General features: G+C 71.0%; 13 protein-coding genes. 6 read left to right on the forward strand and 7 right to left on the reverse strand.

Annotated features, from left to right (window positions below):
* Positions 1-975: cytochrome c oxidase subunit I (locus ACWD4B_RS23385; protein WP_451422564.1), on the reverse strand; the 975-nt coding region annotated here is incomplete at its 3' end.
* A 101-nt stretch (positions 976-1,076) separates the two neighbouring features.
* The gene (locus tag ACWD4B_RS23390) at positions 1,077-1,625 is read right to left on the reverse strand and encodes a vitamin K epoxide reductase family protein (RefSeq protein WP_451422565.1); all 549 of its coding nucleotides are present in this window, start codon (positions 1,623-1,625) and stop codon (positions 1,077-1,079) included.
* Positions 1,626-2,184: 559 nt separating this feature from the next.
* Here ACWD4B_RS23390 and ACWD4B_RS23395 point away from each other — a divergent pair.
* Positions 2,185-2,616, forward strand: coding sequence for a pyridoxamine 5'-phosphate oxidase family protein (locus ACWD4B_RS23395; protein WP_451422566.1), 432 nt, complete (start codon positions 2,185-2,187; stop codon positions 2,614-2,616).
* Between the two features lie 53 nt (positions 2,617-2,669).
* Here ACWD4B_RS23395 and ACWD4B_RS23400 read toward each other — a convergent pair whose 3' ends face one another.
* Complete coding sequence (locus ACWD4B_RS23400; RefSeq protein ID WP_451422567.1) at positions 2,670-3,218, reverse strand: hypothetical protein; 549 nt, start codon at positions 3,216-3,218, stop codon at positions 2,670-2,672.
* Positions 3,219-3,415: 197 nt separating this feature from the next.
* Here ACWD4B_RS23400 and ACWD4B_RS23405 point away from each other — a divergent pair, with 197 nt between their 5' ends.
* Genes ACWD4B_RS23405 through ACWD4B_RS23415 form a run of 3 tightly spaced genes read left to right on the forward strand, consistent with a single transcriptional unit; the run spans position 3,416 to position 6,743 of the window.
* Entirely contained in the window at positions 3,416-4,816 is a 1,401-nt protein-coding gene (locus tag ACWD4B_RS23405) for a family 2B encapsulin nanocompartment shell protein (protein WP_451422568.1), read from the forward strand.
* Positions 4,816-5,886 (forward strand): family 2 encapsulin nanocompartment cargo protein terpene cyclase, encoded by a 1,071-nt coding sequence (locus tag ACWD4B_RS23410; protein ID WP_451422569.1) that lies wholly within the window; start codon positions 4,816-4,818, stop codon positions 5,884-5,886. Before ACWD4B_RS23405 ends, ACWD4B_RS23410 begins: the two co-directional genes overlap by 1 nt.
* Complete coding sequence (locus ACWD4B_RS23415; protein ID WP_451422570.1) at positions 5,883-6,743, forward strand: geranyl diphosphate 2-C-methyltransferase; 861 nt, start codon at positions 5,883-5,885, stop codon at positions 6,741-6,743. The genes ACWD4B_RS23410 and ACWD4B_RS23415 overlap by 4 nt, the downstream gene beginning before the upstream one ends.
* Positions 6,744-6,769: 26 nt before the next feature.
* Here ACWD4B_RS23415 and ACWD4B_RS23420 read toward each other — a convergent pair whose 3' ends face one another.
* From ACWD4B_RS23420 to ACWD4B_RS23435, 4 genes are all read right to left on the reverse strand, one after another.
* On the reverse strand, positions 6,770-7,477 hold the full coding sequence (locus tag ACWD4B_RS23420) for a thioesterase II family protein (protein ID WP_451422571.1): 708 nt from the start codon (positions 7,475-7,477) through the stop codon (positions 6,770-6,772).
* A gap of 68 nt (positions 7,478-7,545) precedes the next feature.
* Entirely contained in the window at positions 7,546-9,297 is a 1,752-nt protein-coding gene (locus ACWD4B_RS23425) for an amino acid adenylation domain-containing protein (protein WP_451422572.1), read from the reverse strand.
* Positions 9,290-10,471: an FAD-dependent monooxygenase gene (locus ACWD4B_RS23430; RefSeq protein ID WP_451422573.1), complete on the reverse strand. Its 1,182-nt coding sequence runs from the start codon at positions 10,469-10,471 to the stop codon at positions 9,290-9,292. Before ACWD4B_RS23430 ends, ACWD4B_RS23425 begins: the two co-directional genes overlap by 8 nt.
* A complete protein-coding gene (locus ACWD4B_RS23435; RefSeq protein WP_451422574.1) occupies positions 10,468-16,125 on the reverse strand; it encodes an amino acid adenylation domain-containing protein in 5,658 nt (1,885 codons plus the stop codon). Before ACWD4B_RS23435 ends, ACWD4B_RS23430 begins: the two co-directional genes overlap by 4 nt.
* Before the next feature lie 268 nt (positions 16,126-16,393).
* On the opposite strand from ACWD4B_RS23435, the gene ACWD4B_RS23440 reads away from it, so the two are divergent.
* Positions 16,394-17,140 (forward strand): HAD family hydrolase, encoded by a 747-nt coding sequence (locus ACWD4B_RS23440; protein ID WP_451422575.1) that lies wholly within the window; start codon positions 16,394-16,396, stop codon positions 17,138-17,140.
* Positions 17,137-19,545, forward strand: a complete 2,409-nt coding sequence (locus tag ACWD4B_RS23445) for a glycoside hydrolase family 65 protein (RefSeq protein WP_451422576.1) — start codon at positions 17,137-17,139, stop codon at positions 19,543-19,545. The genes ACWD4B_RS23440 and ACWD4B_RS23445 overlap by 4 nt, the downstream gene beginning before the upstream one ends.
* Positions 19,546-19,551: the final 6 nt, after the last annotated feature.

The raw sequence follows: 19,551 nt of genomic DNA on the forward strand, positions 1-19,551 counted from the left end.
GATGGTCGCCGCGATCAGGCCGATGTAACCGAACATCGGCTTGCGCGAGAAGACCGGAATGACCTCGGAAATGATGCCGAAGAACGGCAGCGCGAGGACGTACACCTCCGGATGCCCGAAGAACCAGAACAAGTGCTGCCACAGCAGCGCGCCGCCGTTGGCCGGGTCGAAGACGTGCGAGCCGAACTTGCGGTCCATCTCCAGGGCGAACAGCGCCGCGGCCAGCACCGGGAAGACCATCAGGATGAGCAGCGCGGTCAGCAGCACGTTCCACGTGAAGATCGGCATGCGGAACATCGTCATGCCGGGGGCCCGCATGCAGATGATGGTGGTGATGAAGTTGACGGCGCCGAGGATGCTGCCGAAACCGGAGAGCGCCACACCCATGATCCACATGTCGGCCCCGACGCCGGGGGAGTGCACGGCGTCCGACAGCGGCGCGTAGGCGAACCAGCCGAAGTCGGCGGCACCTTGGGGAGTGAGGAAGCCGGCCGCCGCGATGAGCGAACCGAACAGGAACAGCCAGAAGGCCAGCATGTTCAGCCGGGGAAAGGCCACGTCCGGTGCGCCGATCTGCAACGGCATGAGCCAGTTGGCGAATCCGGTGAACAGCGGCATCGCGAAGAGCAGCAGCATGACCGACCCGTGCATGGTGAAGGCCTGGTTGAACTGCTCGTTCGACATGATCTGCGTGCCGGGCCGCGCGAGTTCCGCGCGCATCAGCAGGGCCATGAGGCCGCCGATGATGAAGAAGACGAAGGCGGAGACGAGATACAGCGTGCCGATCTGCTTGTGATCGGTGGTCGTCAGCCATGCGACGGGTGTGCTTCGGGGCTTCCGCCCGACGGCCGGCCCGTTGTCCGGATGCTGCACCTCGGCCCTGTCGTCTCTCTGCGTCCCGATACCGTCCACAGGCCACCAACTCCAGCTGTGCCAAAGAGAATTTCCGGGCCGGAATTCTCCGGCCCGGATCATGATCAATGGCGTGGTGCGGCCGCGGACAGGGCCGGGGGTCCCCGGCACAGGGCCGAACGGCCCCACTCCCGGCGATGAATGCAGCGGGAATGCGCGGTGGTTCAGCTCAGCGACTGCCAGGCGGTCCGGAAACGGATGGCGATCAGCAGTACGACGACCGCATACCACGTGACCGGTACCGCCCAGTGGAATTCCAGCACTCCGCGGACCCATGCACGCGGAGCGGGAATGATGCGGTACTTGAGGCTGTGCACGAGGGAGTACCAGAACAAGGCGATGGTCGCCGCCCAGGTGAGGCAGCACCACAGGCACAGGGCCCCGATGGAATAGAGCGCCTGGCCCATCAGCCACATGCAGAAGGCGGCACCGCCGAACCCGCCCAGAATCAGGCCGATCCAGTACCACCGGGGGAAACGGACGCCGGCCAGCAGCGCAATGCCGCCCGCGACCACGATCGCGTACGCCACCACACCGATCAGTGGATTGGGCAGCCCGAACAGCGAAGCCTGATCGCTGCGCATCACGTCGGTGCAGGACAGGACCGAGCCAACGTTGCAGGCGGGGCGGAACGCCGGGTCCTCGGCCAGCCTGATGCTGTCCGTCATGATGACGGCCGAGGCGAGGAGCCCGAGGCCGCCGGTGACGACCATGAGCCAGGAGAACCTCCGGCCCGCCCCGATCGGGGCCGGCATCCGGCGAGAGGCCGCCCCGGAGCCTGTCGACGGGAGCGACTGCGACTGCGTCTGTTCCGGCTGGCGGCTGTTGTCGGTCGTGTGCCTGTTCATAGCGTTCGATCCTGCCTGCCCGGGCCCCGCCCATCATGGGCCGAACAGGCCCTCGCAGGCGGTGACCGGCCCTCGTGCGCGGGAGGCGCTTGCGTCCGGCCGCCAGGGAGGACGGGGGAGCCACAACAGGCGGCCGGACGCCGACCGTTCCGGAGGGGCCGCACACCGTGCCTGCGCGGTCGGGTGGTTGAGGGATCAGCCGGGCGGACGCGACTGCGGCCGTGAGCGGGTACCTCCGGACCGGTCGTTGCCGGCATGCCGTGCCGGACCCGGTCCGGGCCGGGTCCGAACGGCCCTTCTCCGGGACCATTGGTCCCTCATCCGGTCCCTCGTCCGCGGGGCGGCCCGGGCCGACCGCCCAGGTGCGAAGATCGGGGCCGTTCAGCCCTAGTCGGCCCGGCGCGGGCCGTGCCTGACTGGAGCCATGGCACGGATCTCCCTCCAGCACGACTCCCGGCCGGATGCGCCGACCACGGTGGAGCTGTCCCGGCAGGAGGCGCTGAAGCTCCTCAAGGACGCACGGATCGGACGCCTGGTCTTCAGCCACCAGGCCCTGCCCGCCATCCGGCCGGTCAACCATGTCCTCCTGGACGATCACGTCATCATCCGGACCCACACCGGTGCCGCCATGCTCGGCTCTGCCCGGGACGGGGCTGTTGTGGCGTACGAGGCCGACGAGTTCGACACCGGGACGTGCACCGGATGGAGCGTCGTGGTCACCGGTGAGGCCCACCTGGTGCGGGACCCGGCCGTCCAGCAGCGCTACCAGGCGGCGCTCGAGCCCTGGATCGGCGAGGAGATGGACCACGTGGTCAGCATCAGCCTCGACATGGTCACCGGCTGCCGCATCACCTGACACCGCAGCACGCGGACGCGCCCCCGTAGGCGCGTCCGCGCGCCTACTCCCGGTCAGCGACCGCGTTTCGCCAGGCCGAGACCGTCACTCCGGTGTGCCCACAGCGTGGCCCCCGGGTCCACATAGGGCAGCCCGCCCGTCGTCTGTGTGCGATCGTGCCCGCACCGCAGACTGACGCCCGCGTCCGCGGCACTGGTGAACGCACCCTGGAGACTCACGGTGGCCACGTACGTGCCCGTGCCGGCGCTGCCCGCACCGGGGTCGCCGACCATCGCGGTCGCCCCGCCGACGATCGTGTCGCCCACGTACAGATTGCACCGGGTGTAGTCGCTGGGGGCCCAGCTCACCAGCGAGGCGTTGGCGGACAGCACCCACGATCCGGCGGGCAGCGACTGGTAGATCACCGCCGTCGGGACCCCGCCTGTGGCGCTGAGCTGCACCACGGACGAACTCTGTCTGACGACGTCCTGCGAGGTCGCCAGTTCCGGTGCGGTCACCGCGGGTCTCGCGGCCCCCGCGGATGTCGAGCCCGTCAGCAGGACGGTGCTCGCCAGGAGCCCACTGGCGCCCAGCACCGTCATCAACCGGGTCGATTTCTTCATCTTCCTGGCCTCCTTCAGGTGGAGCGGGTGATTCCTTGCGGGGCTCAGGATGCTGTCCGGGGTGGTGGCCGGACAGGCGCAGTCCGGCCAACCCCGGAGGCGTCCCCCGAATGGCACGGCCCGGCTGGCCGGTTGGCCGGGGTGCTCTTTGACTGGAGACGGTTCCCTCTGTCGACCGAAGGGAAGCAGACGCCGTCATGCCGGAGTTCATACCGTCGTCGCGGTCGAGTCTGGGTACGGACGCTGCGCGCAATCTCGTCCACACGGCCAAGTCCGTGCCGCAGATGCAGAGCATCTCCTCGCGCTGGCTGCTGAGGATCCTGCCCTGGGTGCAGGTGGCCGGTGGTACCTATCGGGTGAACCGGCGCCTGACCTGCACGCTCGGCGACGGTCGGGTCGAATTCGACACGGCCGGCTCCCGCATACAGGTGGTCCCGCAGGAGTTGCGGGAGATCCCGCTGCTGCGGGACTTCACCGACAATGAGGTGCTCACTGCGTTGTCCGGCGCCTTCGACCAGCGCGAGGCGGCCGCCGGAGAGGTGATCGCTTACGCGGGACAGCAGCGCGACCAGGTGATCCTGGTCGCGCACGGCAAGGTGGACAGGACCGGGACCGGCGACTACGACACCCCCGTCTCCCACGGCATGCTCGCCGACGGCGACTACTTCGGGGAACAGTGCCTGGTGGCCGAGGCGCCATGGGAGTTCACGTTCACCGCGGCGACCCCCTGCACCCTTCTGGTGCTCGAACGCGGCGCCTTCGAGCAGATCGCCGCCCGCGCTCCGCACCTGCGGGCACACATCGAGGAGTTCGCCGCCCGCCCACGGCCACGGACGAACCGGCGCGGGGAGGCGGACATCGAGATCGCCTCCGGACACCACGGTGAATCCGTGGTGCCCAGCACGTTCGTCGACTACGAGGCGAGCCCCAGGGAGTATCCGCTCCACGTCGCCCAGAGCGTGCTGCGCATCCACACCCGCGTCGCCGATCTCTACAACGGGCCGATGGACCAGACCGAACAGCAACTGCGGCTGACCGTCGAGGCCCTGCGCGAGCGCCAGGAACACGAGATGATCAACCATCCCGAGTTCGGGCTCCTGCACAACGCCGACCGCACGCAGCGCATCTCCACCCGGACCGGTCCCCCCACTCCCGACGACATGGACGAACTGCTGTCCATGCGACGCCAGACGAAGTTCTTCCTCGCCCACCGGCGCACCATCGCCGCCTTCGCCCGCGAGTGCACCCGGGCGGGCATCACCGAGCCGGGCACCGAGTTCGACGGCCACCACGTCTTCGCCTGGCGCGGGGTGCCGTTCCTGCCCTGCAACAAGATCCCCATCTCCGGGCACCTCACCAGCTCGGTCATCGCCCTGCGCACGGGGGAGGACAACGGCGGCGTGATCGGCCTGCACCAGACGGGGATCCCGGACGAGTACGAGCCCAGCCTGTCGGTGCGCTTCATGGGCATCGACGACAAGGCCGTCATCTCCTACCTGGCCAGCGCCTATTACTCGGTGGCCGTGCTGCTGCCCAGTGCACTGGGCGTCCTGGAGAACGCCGAGGTCGGCCACTACGACGGCGCCGGGGACCGGTGATGCCCCGCCTCCCGGGCGGCCCGACCGGGCTGGGCACCTCGGCCGCACACGTGCGCCCTGCGGGCGACGGCATCGTGGTTCCGCCGTTGCATTGTCCCGGCCCGCTGCGCGACGACCTGGGCCTGGGCGAGGAGCTCAACGAGCGGCTCGTCGAGTGGGCGGGTCAGGTCGGCATCTACCCGGGGCGGCTCGACGAACTCCGCGCCACCGACTTCGGCCGCCTGATCATGCTCTGCCACCCTGGTACCGACCAGGTCGAGCGCCTTCTGATCCCGGCCCGCTGCACCCTTGCCGCCTGGGCGGTGGACGACCACTACTGCGACGACCCCGGCCTCGGAGCCGTGCCCGAACTCACCGGATCCCGCCTCGGGATCACCGCCGCCACCGTGGACCGCATCCGCCTGCCGGACCCCTTCGCCGCCGGGTTCGAGCAGGCCGTCCGGGACGATCCGGCGCTGCGCGCGGTGAGTTCCGCGGTCGAGTATCTGGCCCGCCTGGCCACCCCCGTCCAGACCGCCCGCGCCCGCCACATCTACACCGCGCTGCTCACGGCACTGGGCCAGGAGGCCTCCTGGCGTGCCGCCTCCCGAACCCCTCCGGTGTGGGAGTACCTGATCAACCGGCAGGCCAACAGCTTCCAGCCCTGCCTGGCGGTCATCGACGTGGTCGGCGGCTACGAACTCGCCCCGCAGGTATGGGCCGACCCGCGCATGCAGCACGCCTTCGCGACCGCGGCCCTGGCCGCATCCCTGCTCAACGACCTGTACTCGGTGGCCCGGGAAGGCCGCAGTGCGATCGGGGACTTCAACCTGGCCCTCGCCGTCGCGGCAGAGGACGGCTGCCCGCTCCAGGAAGCCGTCGACCGCAGCGCCGCCCTCCACGACGACCTGATGCGCCGCTTCGAGGCGCAGGCCGCCGAGCTGAGCCTGACCGGCCCGCCCGAACTGTGCCGCTACCTGGCCGGCATCACCGCCTGGTGCGGCGGCAACCACGCCTGGCACCAGGGCAGCCCCCGCTATGCGAGCAGTGCCCCCACCGACCGCCCCGCCCTCGCAAGGAACCCGTCATGAACACCACGCCCACCAGCGCCGAGGTGCTGCGCACCGACTACCAGCGCGCCGTCGCCGCCTACTGGGACACCCACCGGCACGACAGCGTCAACCTGCTGCTCGGCGACATCGACGGCATCTACCACCACCACTACGGCATAGGCCCGTACGACTCCACCGTGCTCGACGGCGCCGCACCCGACCGCGACCGGCGGATCGTCCACGAGCTGCACCGGATGGAGAACGCCCAGGCCGACCTGTTGCTGGACCACTTGGAGCCGCTCACGCGGGACTCCCGCGTCCTGGATGCCGGCTCCGGCCGCGGCGGCACCGGCCTCATGGCGCACCGGCGCTTCGGCTGCCGCGTCGACGGCGTGACCATCTCCGAGTACCAGGTGGGCTTCGCCAACCGGCAGGCGGAACGGCACGGCGTCGCCGAGCATGTGCGGTTCCACTTCCGCAACATGCTCGACACCGGGTTCTCCACCGGCTCCCGGGACGCGGTGTGGACCGACGAGACGACCATGTACGTGGACCTGGACGAGGCGTTCGCCGAGTTCGCCCGCCTGCTGGCTCCCGGCGGGCGCTACGTCTGCATCACCGGGTGCTCCAACGACGTGACCGGCCACCGTTCCCCGGCCGTCAGCCGCATCGACAGTCACTACACCTGCAACGTCCATCCCAGGAGCGCCTATTTCAAGGCCCTCGCCGCCCACGGACTCGTCCCGATCACCGTGCTCGACCTGACCGCGCAGACCCTTCTCTACTGGGGGCTGCGCGCCAGGTCATCCCTGGCGACCGGCATCGAGGAGGCGTTCCTGACCGCATACCGGGAAGGCAGCTTCCACTATCTCCTCATCGCCGCCGACCGCGTCTGACCCCGGCCCGCCGTGCGCGGTGCCGCTCAGGCGGCGGAACGGGCGAACACTGCGTCGAGTTCGGTGAGCAGCGGCTTCGGGTTCAGGGAGAAGTACATGTGGTCGCCGGGCAGCTCGATCAGTTCGGTGGGCCGTGAGGCGGCCTTCGCCCACAGTTCCGCGTCCTGCCGGGACACCAACTGGTCGTCGGACCCGCGCAGCACGGTGAGGGGGACCGGCAGCGGGTCGGTGGAGCCGGGCGAGTACCGGTCGTTGATGCCCAGGTCTGCCCGCAGTGACGGCAGCAGCAGGCCGCGCAACTCGGCGTCGTGCAGCGCGGGATGGTCGTAGCCCACGACGTCGCGGACCCGCGCGACGAACTGCTCGTCGCTCAGCGAGTCGCCCGCCATGACGGGCCTGGGCAGCCAGGGCGCGGCCGCGCCGCTCACGACCAGGCGTTCGGGCAGTCGCAGTCCCTCGGTGGCCAGGCGCTGTGCCGTCTCGTAGGCGACGAGCGCGCCGAAGCTGTGTCCGAAGAGCGCGAACGGTGTGTCCTGGGGCAGTTCCCGTATGTGTCCGGCACACAGGTCGACGAGTTCGGTCATGCCGGTGCAGGGGCCGTCGGCGAACAGCTCCTCCCTGCCTGGCAGTTGGACCGCCGCCACGTCCAGGTGCTGGAAGGGATGACGTTTCCACCGGCGGAAGAGACTGGCGCCGGCTCCGGCGTACGGGACGCACAGAAGTGTGACGGGCATGGGTACGTACCTTTCTGTGAGGGGAGTGAACGGGCCGCCGGCAGTGCGGCGGCCCGTGATCACTGTGTTCAGGCTGCGTCCGCGCGTGACCGGATGAGTCCGGCCATGTCCTGCAAGGTGGCCGTGAGGTACAGGTCGCGCAGCGGCACGTGGCCCAGGCCCGACTCCCGGATCTCCGTGGCGAGGCGTGCGAACAGCAGGGAGTTGCCGCCCAGTTCGAAGAAGTTGTCCTCGGGGCCGACAGGTTCCTCCAGCAGGCGCTGCCATATGCCGGTCAGTTGCGCGGTCACGGGGTCCGCTGTCCCGGTGTCCACCGGGACAGCGGACCCGTGGGTGCGGGGGGCGGGAAGCCGGCCGGTGTCGATCTTGCCGTTGGGTGTCAGCGGGAACGCGTCGACCGCGGTGATCGTGGCGGGCACCAGATAGGCGGGCAACTGCTGTGCCAGCTGCTCCCGGAGCGCCGTTACCCGCTCGGGCCGGTCGGTCACCACGTAGGCGTCCACACAGGCGTTCGCCGGATCGGCGGTGTCCCGCACCACCGCGGCGGCGGCCCGGACGTGCGGGTCCTCCAGGAGCGCGCCGCGGATCTCGCCGAGCTCGATCCGGTGGCCACGGATCTTGACCTGGTCGTCGAGCCGGCCGAGGTGCTCCAGCTCCCCGTTCTCCAGCACGCGTCCGCGGTCGCCGCTGCGGTACAGCATGCCGGCACCGCCGGTGATCGTGTCGGGGACGAACCGCTGCGCGGTCAGCTCGGGCCGGTTCAGGTAGCCGTCGGCCACCCCGGCGCCGCCGACGTGGATCTCGCCGGGCGTCCCCGGGCCGGCCTGCCGCCCCTGCTCGTCCAGGACGTACAGGGCCCAGCCCGGCAGCGCGCGCCCGACCGAGCGGATGCCCTGCCGTGCGTCCTGCAGGGTGAGCGTGCGCCGGGTGCAGTGCACGGTGGTCTCGGTGATGCCGTACATGTTCTCCACCCGGGTGTCCGGATAGCGCTCGAACCACGGAACCAGCACGCGGGTGTCGAGCGGCTCACCGCCGAAGACCAGCAGCCGCACGCGCAGTTCGCCGTTGCCGAACCCGGACGTGCGCAGCAGCGGGGCGAAGGCCGACGGCGTCTGGCTCAGCACGGTCACCCCCTCGGCCGCCAACAGGGCGTGGAACGCCTGCGGGTCGCGCGCGGTCCAGTGCGGCACGACCACCAGGCGCCCGCCGGTGAGCAGGCACCCCCAGATCTCCCACACCGAGTAGTCGAAGGCGAAGGAGTGGAAGAGCGTCCACACGTCGTCCTGGCCGAAGCCGAACTCCCCGGCCGTGGCCGCCAGCAGCGCGGCCACGTTCCGGTGCGGGACCAGGACGCCCTTGGGCCGCCCGGTGGAGCCCGACGTGTGGATGACGTACGCCACGGCGTCGGGCTCCGGCAGCGGGAGCGCCCCGGTCGGGCGGGTGGCGACGGCGGTCACGGGAACCGACGTCAGGCCGGGGACCTGCGTGTCGGTCACCGCCACCGCCAGCTCGGTGTCCTCCGCCACGAACGCCAGCCGCTGCGGCGGGTATGCGGGATCCAGCGGCACGTACGCGGCACCCGCCTTGAGCACCGCGAGCAGGGAGACGACGAGGTCGATGCCGCGGGCCAGGCACACGCCGACCCGGTCGCCCGGGCACACACCGTGTTCCCGGAGCGCGGCGGCGAGGCCGGTGGACCGTGCGTCGAGAGCCGCGTAGGTGATCGTCTCCTCGCCGCAGGTCACCGCGGGCCGGTCGGGGGTGCGCTGTGCCTGCCGGCCGAACAGCCCGGGAATCGTGTCGGGCACGGTCTCAGACATGGTCCACCGCCGGGACCGGCGGGAAGGTGAGCACGGCGGTGTCCCCGGCCACCAGACTCCGGCGCGGGGCGCAGCGCAGCCGGAGGTCCCGGACGGTGCGGCGCAACGGGTTCTCCAGGTGCTGGGCATCGCTGGCCGCCCGGGAGGCCACCACCAGCTGCCGGGTCCGCTCGCGGCGCACGTCCTCGTACCGGCGCAGGCCACGGACGGGGTCGCCGGCCGCCCCCTTCAGGCAGGTGGCCAGCACGACCGCGTCCTCGATCGCCACGGCAGCGCCCTGACCGAGGGCGGTCAGCATCGGGTGCGCGGCGTCGCCGAGCAGCGTGACCGGGCCCTCGCCCCAGCGCTCCAGGAACGGCCGGTCCTGTGCGGGGACCGCGATGATGTCCTCCTCCGGCGTGATCCGGACGACCTCCTGCACCTCGTCGGCCCAGCCGGCGTAGGCGCGCAGGATCTCCTCCTTGCCGCCGCGCCAGCGGTGCGAGTCCTCGGGGGGCATGTTCTTGGTCCCCCACCAGTACGCCCGGCCGTGGCCGATGTCGATCAGCCCGAACCGCTGGCCGCTGCCCCAGTAGTGGCCCACGTAGCCACCGGCGAACCGGCTGTGGGAGAAGGGGACGATCCCCAGCCAGCACACGTAACCGCCGTCGCGGGCGTCGTCGAGCCCGGCCAGCTGTCCCCGGACGGCGGAGCGGAAGCCGTCCGCGCCGATCAGCACGTCCGCGTGCGCCACCCGCCCGTCCGCGAATCGGACCTCGACGCCGGCGTCGGAATGCCGGAACCCGGTGACCGTCGCGCCCAGTTCGATCGGGCAGTCGCCGGCCCGGGCGAGCAGCGCCCGCTGGAGGTCTGGGCGGCCGATGCAGAAGCTCGGCGCGCCCAGGTCGCGGCAGACGTCGGGGAAGGGCCTGGTCCTGATCAGCCGGCCCCGGGCGGTCCTGACCTGGAACAGCTCGATCTTCCGGCCGTACTTCTCCAGGTGCAGGTCGATGCCCAGACTCGCCAGCGCGTTGACCGCGTTGGTCATCACCGAGAGTGCGGAGCCCCGGGCCCGCAGCTCGCCGGCCCGCTCGTACACCTCGACCTCGATGCCGACCCGGCGCAGGGCGATGGCGGTGGTCAGGCCGCCGATGCCCGCGCCGACGACGATCGCCCTGAGCGGTCCCCGGCTCATCGGGCACCGCCGGTGGCCTCGTCGACCATCCGCATGATCTTTGCGGCCATCACGGGCACATACGGCTCCTCCATGATCAGCAGGTGGTCGCCGGGGACCTCGACCACGGTGAGTTCACCGGTGGTGCGGTCGCCCCAGCCGTTGGCGGGCTCCCGGTGCAGGGTGCCCGCGGTGGTGTGCATGTCCAGCAGGACCTGCGGCAGCGGCTGCGTGGCGCGCATCAAGGTGAAGTCCAGGTCGAACGTCTCCTTGCTGTAGTCCAGGGCGGCCTGCCAGTTGGCCGCGTACACCCCGAAGAGGCGGCGCACGATCGCCGCCGAGCTGCCGGGCGGCAGGACGCCCAGGTCCACGCCGCGCTGCGCGATGAACTCGAACTTCTCGGCCAGGGTGCCCAGTTCCTGCGGGATGTGCGCCGCCGGCGACTCGCCGCCCAGCTCCAGGAACAGCAGCTCCCAGAAGAACCAGGTCAGCAGGGCGTTGTCATCGATGGTGGTGAGCTTGCCGGGCGTCAGCGCGACCGTGTCCAGGAGGAACACGTTCGAGGTCCGCTCGCCCTCCTGCTGGAGCTGCCGCGCCATCTCCAGCGCCACGAAGCCGCCGAAGGACCAGCCGCCCAGCGCGTACGGGCCCTCCGGCTGCACCTTCCGGATCGCCTTCAGATAGCTGCTCGCCAGCTCCTGCACCGACCGCAGGGGCTCGCTGCCCAGTTCGGTACCGGCCGCCTGGAGGCCGTAGAACGGCTGGTCGGCCGGGAGGTGCCGGTTCAGCTGCGTGAAGCACAGCACGTTGCCGCCCGCCGGATGCACGAAGAACAGCGGGGGACGGGTGCCCTCGGTGCGGAAGGGCACGAGCGGGTCGAACGTGGCCGACGCCCCGCCGGAGCGCAGGAGTTCGGCCAGGCCGCCGACCGTGGGAGTGGTGACGAACCGTGACATGGGGATGTCCACCCCGTACCGCTGCTTGATCAGCACGATCAGGCGCATCGCGGTCAGGGAGGTGCCGCCCAGGTCGAAGAAGTCGCTGTGCACCCCGACCCCGGACACCTGGAGCAGCTCGGCCAGGATCTCCGCCAGCGTCCGCTCGTACGCGTCGCGCGGCGCGGCGTCCTCGTCGGGCGTCCCGGTCTGCAGGGGGATGCGGCGCAACGCCGCGTCGTCCCGCTTGCCGCTCGGAGTGAGCGGCAGGGCCGGCAGCCACTGGATGTGCGAGGGCACCAGGTGCTCGGGCAGGGTCCGGCGCAGCTCGGCGCGGATCTGCTCCACGTCGGCCGGGGCCGACCTGCCCGTGTCCCGGACCAGGAAGGCGGCGAGGAAGGCGTCCGTGCCCTCCCGCCGGCGGGCCACCACCGCGACCTCGCCGATGCCCGGGAAGCGGTCCGGGCGGCCGGTGATCGTGAGTTCGACCTCGGCGGGCTCCACGCGGAAACCGCGCACCTTCACCTGCGAGTCCGCCCGGCCGAGGCAGACGATGTCGCCGCCGGGCAGCACCCGGCCGAGGTCGCCGGTGCGGTACAGGCGGCCCTCGCCGGTGAACGGGTGCGGCAGGAAGCGCTCCTCGGTCAGTTCCGGCCTGCCGGTGTAGCCGTCGGCCAGGCAGGCACCGTCCAGGTAGATCTCGCCCCGGCTCCCGACCGGCACCGGTCGCAGCCGCTCGTCCAGCACGTGCACGGCACAGCCCGCGATCGGCCTGCCGATGGGCGGCAGTTGGGGGAACGCGCCCGCCGGCTCGGCCATGCTGAAGCTGGTGACGACGTGCGACTCGGTGGGGCCGTACTGGTTCTCCAGGATCACCCCGGGCAGCGCCGCGCACAGCTGCCGGATCTCCTCGGTCACCCGCAGCTGCTCGCCCGAGGAGATGATGACCCGCAGATGGCCCGGCACCAGGCCGAGGGCGTGCGAGACCTCGGCGAGCTGCTGGAGCGCGACGTAGGGCAGGAAGACCCGTTCCACCCGGGCGGTGTCGACGAGTTCGAGGAGGGCCCGGGCGTCCCGCCGCTGTGCCTCGGAGATCAGCCGGAGCGTGCCGCCGGAGGTCAGGGTGGAGAAGATCTCCTGGAAGGAGACGTCGAAGCTCAGCGGCGCGAACTGCAGCGTCGTGCCGCCGGGTGCTCCGCCGGGCGCGTTGTTCTGCCAGGCGATCAGGTTCGCCAGTGAGCGGTGCGGCATCTGCACGCCCTTGGGCTCGCCGGTGGAGCCGGAGGTGAACAGTACGTAGGCGATGTCCTGGGGGGAGACGGCCACCGCGGGCAGGTCCTGCCCGCCGGGGTGGTCCCGGCCGGTGACGGCCTCCACCGGCAGCAGGGTTTCCGGCGCGTCGACGAGGTGGGCGTGCTCGTGGCCGGCGATGACGCGGACGGGGCGGGCCTGCGCCAGCATCAGGCGAAGGCGCTCCACCGGGTAGCCGGTGTCCAGCGGGACACAGGCCGCACCTGCCCGGGCGATGCCCAGGACCACCGCGATCAGCTCCGGCGACCTGTCCAGGGCGACGGCGACCCGGTCGCCGGTGCGGGTGCCGGCGGCCCGCAGGTGACCGGTGACCCGGTCAGCGGCCTGCTGCAGCTCCCGGTAGGTCCACCGGCCGCCGTCGAAGGCCACCGCGGTGGCGTCCGGCGTGCGCGCGGCCTGCTCGGCGAAGAGGGTGACCACGTCCGGACGTGCCTCGGCGGCGACCGCGGGCACGGCGGCCGGTTCCGGTGCCAGGAACCCGAAGTCCACCGTCTCCTGGGGGCGTTCGGTCATGCGCCGCAGCACCCGGACGTAGGTGTCGACGAACAACTCGGCGTGGTCGGGGGTGAAGACGGTCCCGTCGAAGTCGGCGCGCAGCCGGATGCTCTCGTCGACCGGATCGACGTAGGCGTTGACCAGGATCTTGAAGTTGGTCTCCTCCCACGTCCGGAAGTCCAGCAGCCGCACCTGGGGAAGCCGCAGCACCGAGGTCAGCTGGCGGAAGTGGACGTAGTTGAAGGCGGACTCCAGGGTGAACTCCCCGCCGTCGTCGCCCTGGATCGCGCTCAGCGGATAGCGCCGGTGGGGGTGGCTGTCCTGCTCCTGGGCGAACAGTGCGCGCACGGTCTCCAGCCAGGTCAGCCCGGAGGTGTTCACCCGTACCGGCATGCTGTTGAGGAACAGGCCGACGATCCGCTCCGCGTCGGGCAGCTCGGGCCGCCCGTGCGTGACCAGGCCGGTGACGTAGTCCTCCGCGGAGAACTGCGACCCCAGCGCGAGGCAGTGGGCGGCGAACAGCACCGACTTGACCGGGAGTTCGTGCTCCCCGGCGAACCGGCGGACCGACTCCTGCACGGCCTCCGGCAACTCGACGTTGTGCACGACCAGTTCCGTACGGCCGGGGCCCCGGGACAGACGGAAGCCGTCCAGCTGCGGCACCGCCACGCCGTCCAGGGTCTTGCGCCAGTACTCCCGGCTGTCCGCCGACTCCAGGGCGAGCAGCTCGTCGCGGACGTGGTTGGCAGGCGAGGGCAGTGCACCGTCCGGGACCGCCGTGACGTCCGCACCGATGCCGTGCGCGTAGTCCTGGAACAGCTCCGTGATCAGGTTCGCCACGCTGCCGCCGTCGAGGATCGCGTGGTGGAAGCTGAACACCAGCTCGACCGCGTCGTCGCGGACGTGGGCCTGGAACAGGTACAGGGGCGCCTGCTCGAACTCGTACCGGACGAAGCGCCGTTCCTCGATGTGCGACCGGACGGCGGCGGCGGCTTCGGCCTCGGGCAGGGCCCGCAGGTCCACGATGTTCAGCCCGCCCTGCACCTGGTGGTGCACGAGCTGCAGCGGCTGGGAGTAGGAGGCCAGGTCGAACGAGGACCGCAGGACCGGATGGCGCCGGACCAGCCCGGCGAAGGCCGCCCGGAACTCCTCCTCGTCCCAGGCCACGGCGACCGAGTACCGGAACACGTCGTTGTACACGGCCGAGTTCTCGTGCCTGCGGCTGTGGTAGAGCAGCCCGAGCTGTGCCCGGGACAGCGGGAAGGCGTCCTCGAAGGCGGTGAGCCGTCCGCGGTCCACGGCCGGGACCAGCTCCAGGGGCGCCACGGCGGGCGCCTCCGGCTCGTCCTCGGAGTGCAGGACCGCCCGTGCGGCCAGCTCCGCCACCGTCGGGCCCGTGATGATGTCGGTGACGGAGAAGCGGATGCCCCTGCGCTCGCCCCCGGCGCGGATCTTCAGCATCGTGATCGAATCGCCGCCGAGCACGAAGTAGTTGTCGTGGATGCCGACCGAGGGCAGGTCCAGCACGTCCGCCCAGACCGCGGCGAGCTCGGCCTCCATCGCGTTGCGCGGGGTGCCGTCACCGGACTCCGGCGGGCACTCCCCGTCCCGCTGTACACCGGCGTGCGGCGAGGTCCGTACGCCGGCCAGCGCGGGCAGTGCGCCGACCGGGGAGTCCGGCAGGTCGACTCCCTGCCTGATCAGCGCCTGCACGGTCCGGACGACCTCGGCGACGGGGAAGTCGTCGTCGAAGACGTCGGCGGCGTACACCAGGTCGACCTTCACCTCGCCGGCGCCCTCGCCGGCGTGGACGACGATCGCGAGCGCATTGCCGTCGAGGAGTTCCAGCGCCATGTGCGTGTCCACCGACAGACCCGGCACACCCGGCGGCTCCGGGAAGTGCAGATAGCTGATCGTCACGTCGAACAGCGGACCGGAACGCCCGGAGGACCACCAGTCGCGCAACACGTCCGAGAGCGGAAGCCGCTGGTGCTCCTGGAGCCCCCGCACCGACGTCCGTATCTGCTCGGCCAGTTCGGACATCGACCGACTGCCGTCGGCCGCAACACGCAGCGGCAGCACATTGGCGAACACGCCGAGCGCCTGCCGCTCCTCGGCGGAGTGCCGGTTGAGCATGGCGACGCCCAGCGTCACCTCGTCGGCCCGGTGCGCCCGCGCGAGGCACGTGCCGAAGGCCGCTGCAATGACGGTGAACGGCGAGTTGCCGTCCGCCAGAATCCGGTCGATCACCTCGCCCTCGATGACGAAGGAGGTGCGGTGGCCGAGCGGCGCGGTGGGATTCTTCCGGGTGAAGAGCCGGGGTTCGGCGCCGGACAGGGCGGAGGCGAAAAACTGCCGGTCCTGTGCGAAGGACTCGGACGCGCGATAGCGGGTGTCCGCGTCGATGCAGTCCACGAACGACGGCGCGTCGGGGCCCGTGGCCGCCCCGCCCCGGACCGTCTCCGTGTAGCGGGCCCGGATCTGCTTCCTGGTCTCGCTCAGCGACCAGCCGTCCGAGATCAGGTGATGGGCTGTGAGCTGGAAATACACCTCGGTGTCGCTCGCGCGCAACAGGACGGCGTCGTACAGCCGCTCGCCCGGGACCGGCAGCCGCACCGTCCTGCGCTCGTCGGCCCAGGCCCGGCAGGCCGCCTCCGGGTCGCTCCCGGCCCGGAAATCCAGCACCGCCAGCTGCGGCTCCCCGGGCTCCAGCCACTGGTGGGGCTCACCGTCGGCACTGTCGATGCGGATCCGGAACGCGTCGTTGTGCGCCAGCACGTACTCGACAGCAGCCTTCAAAGCCTCCAGGTCGAGGTTCCCGGAGAACTTCTCGCGCAGCACGATGGAGTACTGCGGCGAATCCGGTGACAGGGCGTCCGAGAACCAGATGTCCCGTTGGTGGGCGCTGAGCGGGTACAGCGGGCGAGCATCCATGTAATTCTTCCTCAACTGGCCGAAAAAATAAGTCTCTTGTTGCCGTATGCACGGAAACGCTAACGACGGAGAAAGGAGGAGTTGAGGATTTGAGGCCAAAACTAGTGAAAGGACTAGAGGTCGGGGCGTACGTGTCAACAGGCCATAAGAACCGGGCGCAGGCGGGCGCCCCGGTCCGGGTCCGTCACGGCATCGCGGAAACCGCTGAACGAGTGATTCGCCCCCGTCACGGGCAGGCACTCGACCGTCCCGGGAAAGGGGGAGAAGCGTGACCACGACCCTAGGCCTGCCCGAACCCGTCCGCGCCTGTCTCTTCGACCTCGACGGAGTACTCACCCAGACCGCCACCGTGCACGCCGCCGCCTGGAAGGAGACCTTCGACGCCTTCCTCGCCCGGCGCGACGGCCCCGGCTTCCGGCCCTTCGACGCCGTCGCCGACTACGACGAGTACGTCGACGGCAGGCCGAGAGCCGACGGCGTGCGCTCCTTCCTCGCCTCGCGCGGCATCCCGCTCCCCGAGGGCGGTGACGACGATCCTCCCGAGCGCGACACCGTCCACGGCATCGGCAACCGCAAGAACGCCCTCGTGCTGCAGAAGATCAAGGAGACGGGCGTCGACGCCTACCCCGGATCGGTCCGCTACGTCCACGCCGCACGGGACGCCGGGCTGCGGCGCGCCGTGGTCTCCTCCAGCGCCAACTGCCACGACGTGCTGATCGCGGCCGGCATCGACGATCTCTTCGAGGTGCGGATCGACGGCGTCGTGGCGGCCGAACGGCACCTGCCGGGTAAACCCCACCCCGACACCTTCCTCGCCGCCGCCCGCGAGCTGGGGGTCGCCCCGGCCGAGGCCGCCGTCTTCGAGGACGCCCTGGCCGGCATGGAGGCCGGCCGCTCCGGGAACTTCGGCTTCGTCGTCGGCGTCGACCGCGCCGGCCAGGCCGACGCCCTGCGCCGGCACGGCGCCGACACCGTCGTGCAGGACCTCGCCGAACTGCTGGGAGAGACCGCGTGATCACACACCCCGCCTACCTCGTCGAACCGTGGAGCCTGCGCGAGACCGAGCTCAACCTCGACGTGCTCTCGCAGAGCGAATCGGTCTTCGCCCTCGCCAACGGGCACGTCGGCTGGCGCGGCAACCTCGACGAGGGGGAGCCCCACGGCCTGCCGGGCTCCTACCTCAACGGCGTCTTCGAGTTCCACCCGCTGCCCTACGCGGAGGCCGGCTACGGCTATCCCGAGTCCGGGCAGACCGTCATCAACGTCACCAACGGCAAGGTGATCCGGCTCCTCGTCGACGACGAGCCCTTCGACCTGCGCTACGGGAAGCTGAACCATCACGAGCGGATCCTGGACTTCCGCACCGGCCTGCTGCACCGCACCGCCGACTGGACCTCGCCCAGCGGCCGCAGCGTCCGCGTGCGCTCGACCCGGCTCGTCTCCTTCACCCAGCGCGCCGTCGCGGCCGTCGCGTACGAGGTGGAACCGCTCGACGGGGACGTGCGCATCGTCATCCAGTCGGAACTGGTAGCCAACGAGGCGCTGCCCGAGAACGGGGCGGACCCCCGCACGGCCGCCCAGCTGAAGGACCCGCTCGTGCCTGTCCAGCACGCCGTGAACGACACGCGGATGCGGCTGGTGCACCGGACGGACCGCAGCGGCTTGAAGATCGCGGTGGCCGCCGACCACGTGGTGGACGGGCCCGAGAAGACCGAGATGTCCGCCGAGGCCGAGACCGACGGCAACCTCGTCCGGCTCACCGTCACCTCGCAGCTGGGCTCCGGGCAGCGGCTGCGCGTGGAGAAGTTCGTCGCCCACGGCTGGTCCGCCGCCCGCTCGGTGTCCGCCGTGCACGACCAGGTGGACGCCGCCCTCGCCGGGGCCAAGAGCACCGGCTGGGCGGGGCTGCTCGACGAACAGCGCCGGTTCCTCGACGACTTCTGGTCCCGCGCCGACGTCGAGGTCGCCGGCGACGCCGAGATCCAGCAGGCCGTGCGCTTCGCCCTCTTCCACGTCCTCCAGGCCGGCGCCCGCGGCGAGGCCCGCGCCCTGCCGGCCAAGGGACTCACCGGACCCGGTTACGACGGCCACTGTTTCTGGGACACCGAGTCCTTCGTCCTGCCCGTCCTCACCTACACCGCACCCCAGGCGGTGGAACAGGCCCTGCGCTGGCGCCACAGCACCCTGCCCGCAGCGCAGGAACGCGCCCGCCAACTGGGCCTGAAGGGCGCCGCGTTCCCCTGGCGCACCATCAACGGCGACGAATGCTCCGCCTACTGGCCCGCAGGAACCGCCGCCTTTCACATCAACGCCGACATCGCCGACGCCGTCGTGCGCTACACCGCCGCCACCGGCGACCAGACCTTCGAGAAGGAGGTCGGCCTGCCCCTGCTCGTGCAGACCGCACGGCTGTGGCGGTCCCTGGGCCACCACGACCACCACGGCGACTTCCACATCGACGGCGTCACCGGCCCGGACGAGTACAGCGCCATCGCCGACGACAACCTCTACACGAACGTGATGGCCCAGAACAATCTGCGGGCCGCCGCGGACGCCGCCGAGCGCCACCCGGACATCGCGGACACCCTGGGCGTCGACGACGAGGAGACCGCCGCCTGGCGCGACGCCGCCGAGCGCATGACCCTGCCCTACAACGCCGAACTCGGCGTCCACGAACAGTCCAACGGCTTCACCGGGCACAAGATGTGGGACTTCGCGCACACCCACGAGGACCAGTACCCGCTCATGCTCAACTTCCCCTACTTCGACCTCTACCGCAAACAGGTCGTCAAACAGGCCGACCTCGTCCTCGCCATGGTGCTGCGGGGCCATGCCTTCACCCAGGAGCAGAAGGAGCGCAACTTCGCCTACTACGAGCAGCTGACGGTCCGTGACTCGTCGCTGTCCGCCTGCAGTCAGGCGGCGATGGCGGCCGAGGTCGGCCATATGCGCCTCGCCTACGACTACTTGGGCGAAGCGGCGATGATGGACCTCTTCGACCTGGAGGGCAACACCCGCGACGGACTCCACATCGCCTCCCTCGCCGGCACCTGGTTCGCCCTCGTCATGGGCTTCGGCGGCATGCGCGACCACTACGGCGGCGCCCTCGCCTTCGCTCCCCGGCTCCCCGAGCAACTGGGCCGCCTCGCCTTCGTCGTCCAGGTCAGGGGACGACGGCTGCGCGTGGAGATCACAGGGACGACCGCGACGTACACCCTGCTCGACGGCGAGGCCCTGACCATCCGGCACTGCGGCGAGACGCTCACCGTGCCGCCCGGTGAGCCGCAGTCCCGCCGGGTGCCGGCCCTGACCCCCGGCCCCGCCCCCGAACAGCCGCCCGGCCGCGTCCCGGTCCGCAGGGGAGCGGCCTGGTCGACCACCGACCTCCAGCCCGGGAGCGACGCCCGCGACCATGGGTGACACGGA

This window comes from Streptomyces sp. NPDC002536, from assembly GCF_053594995.1.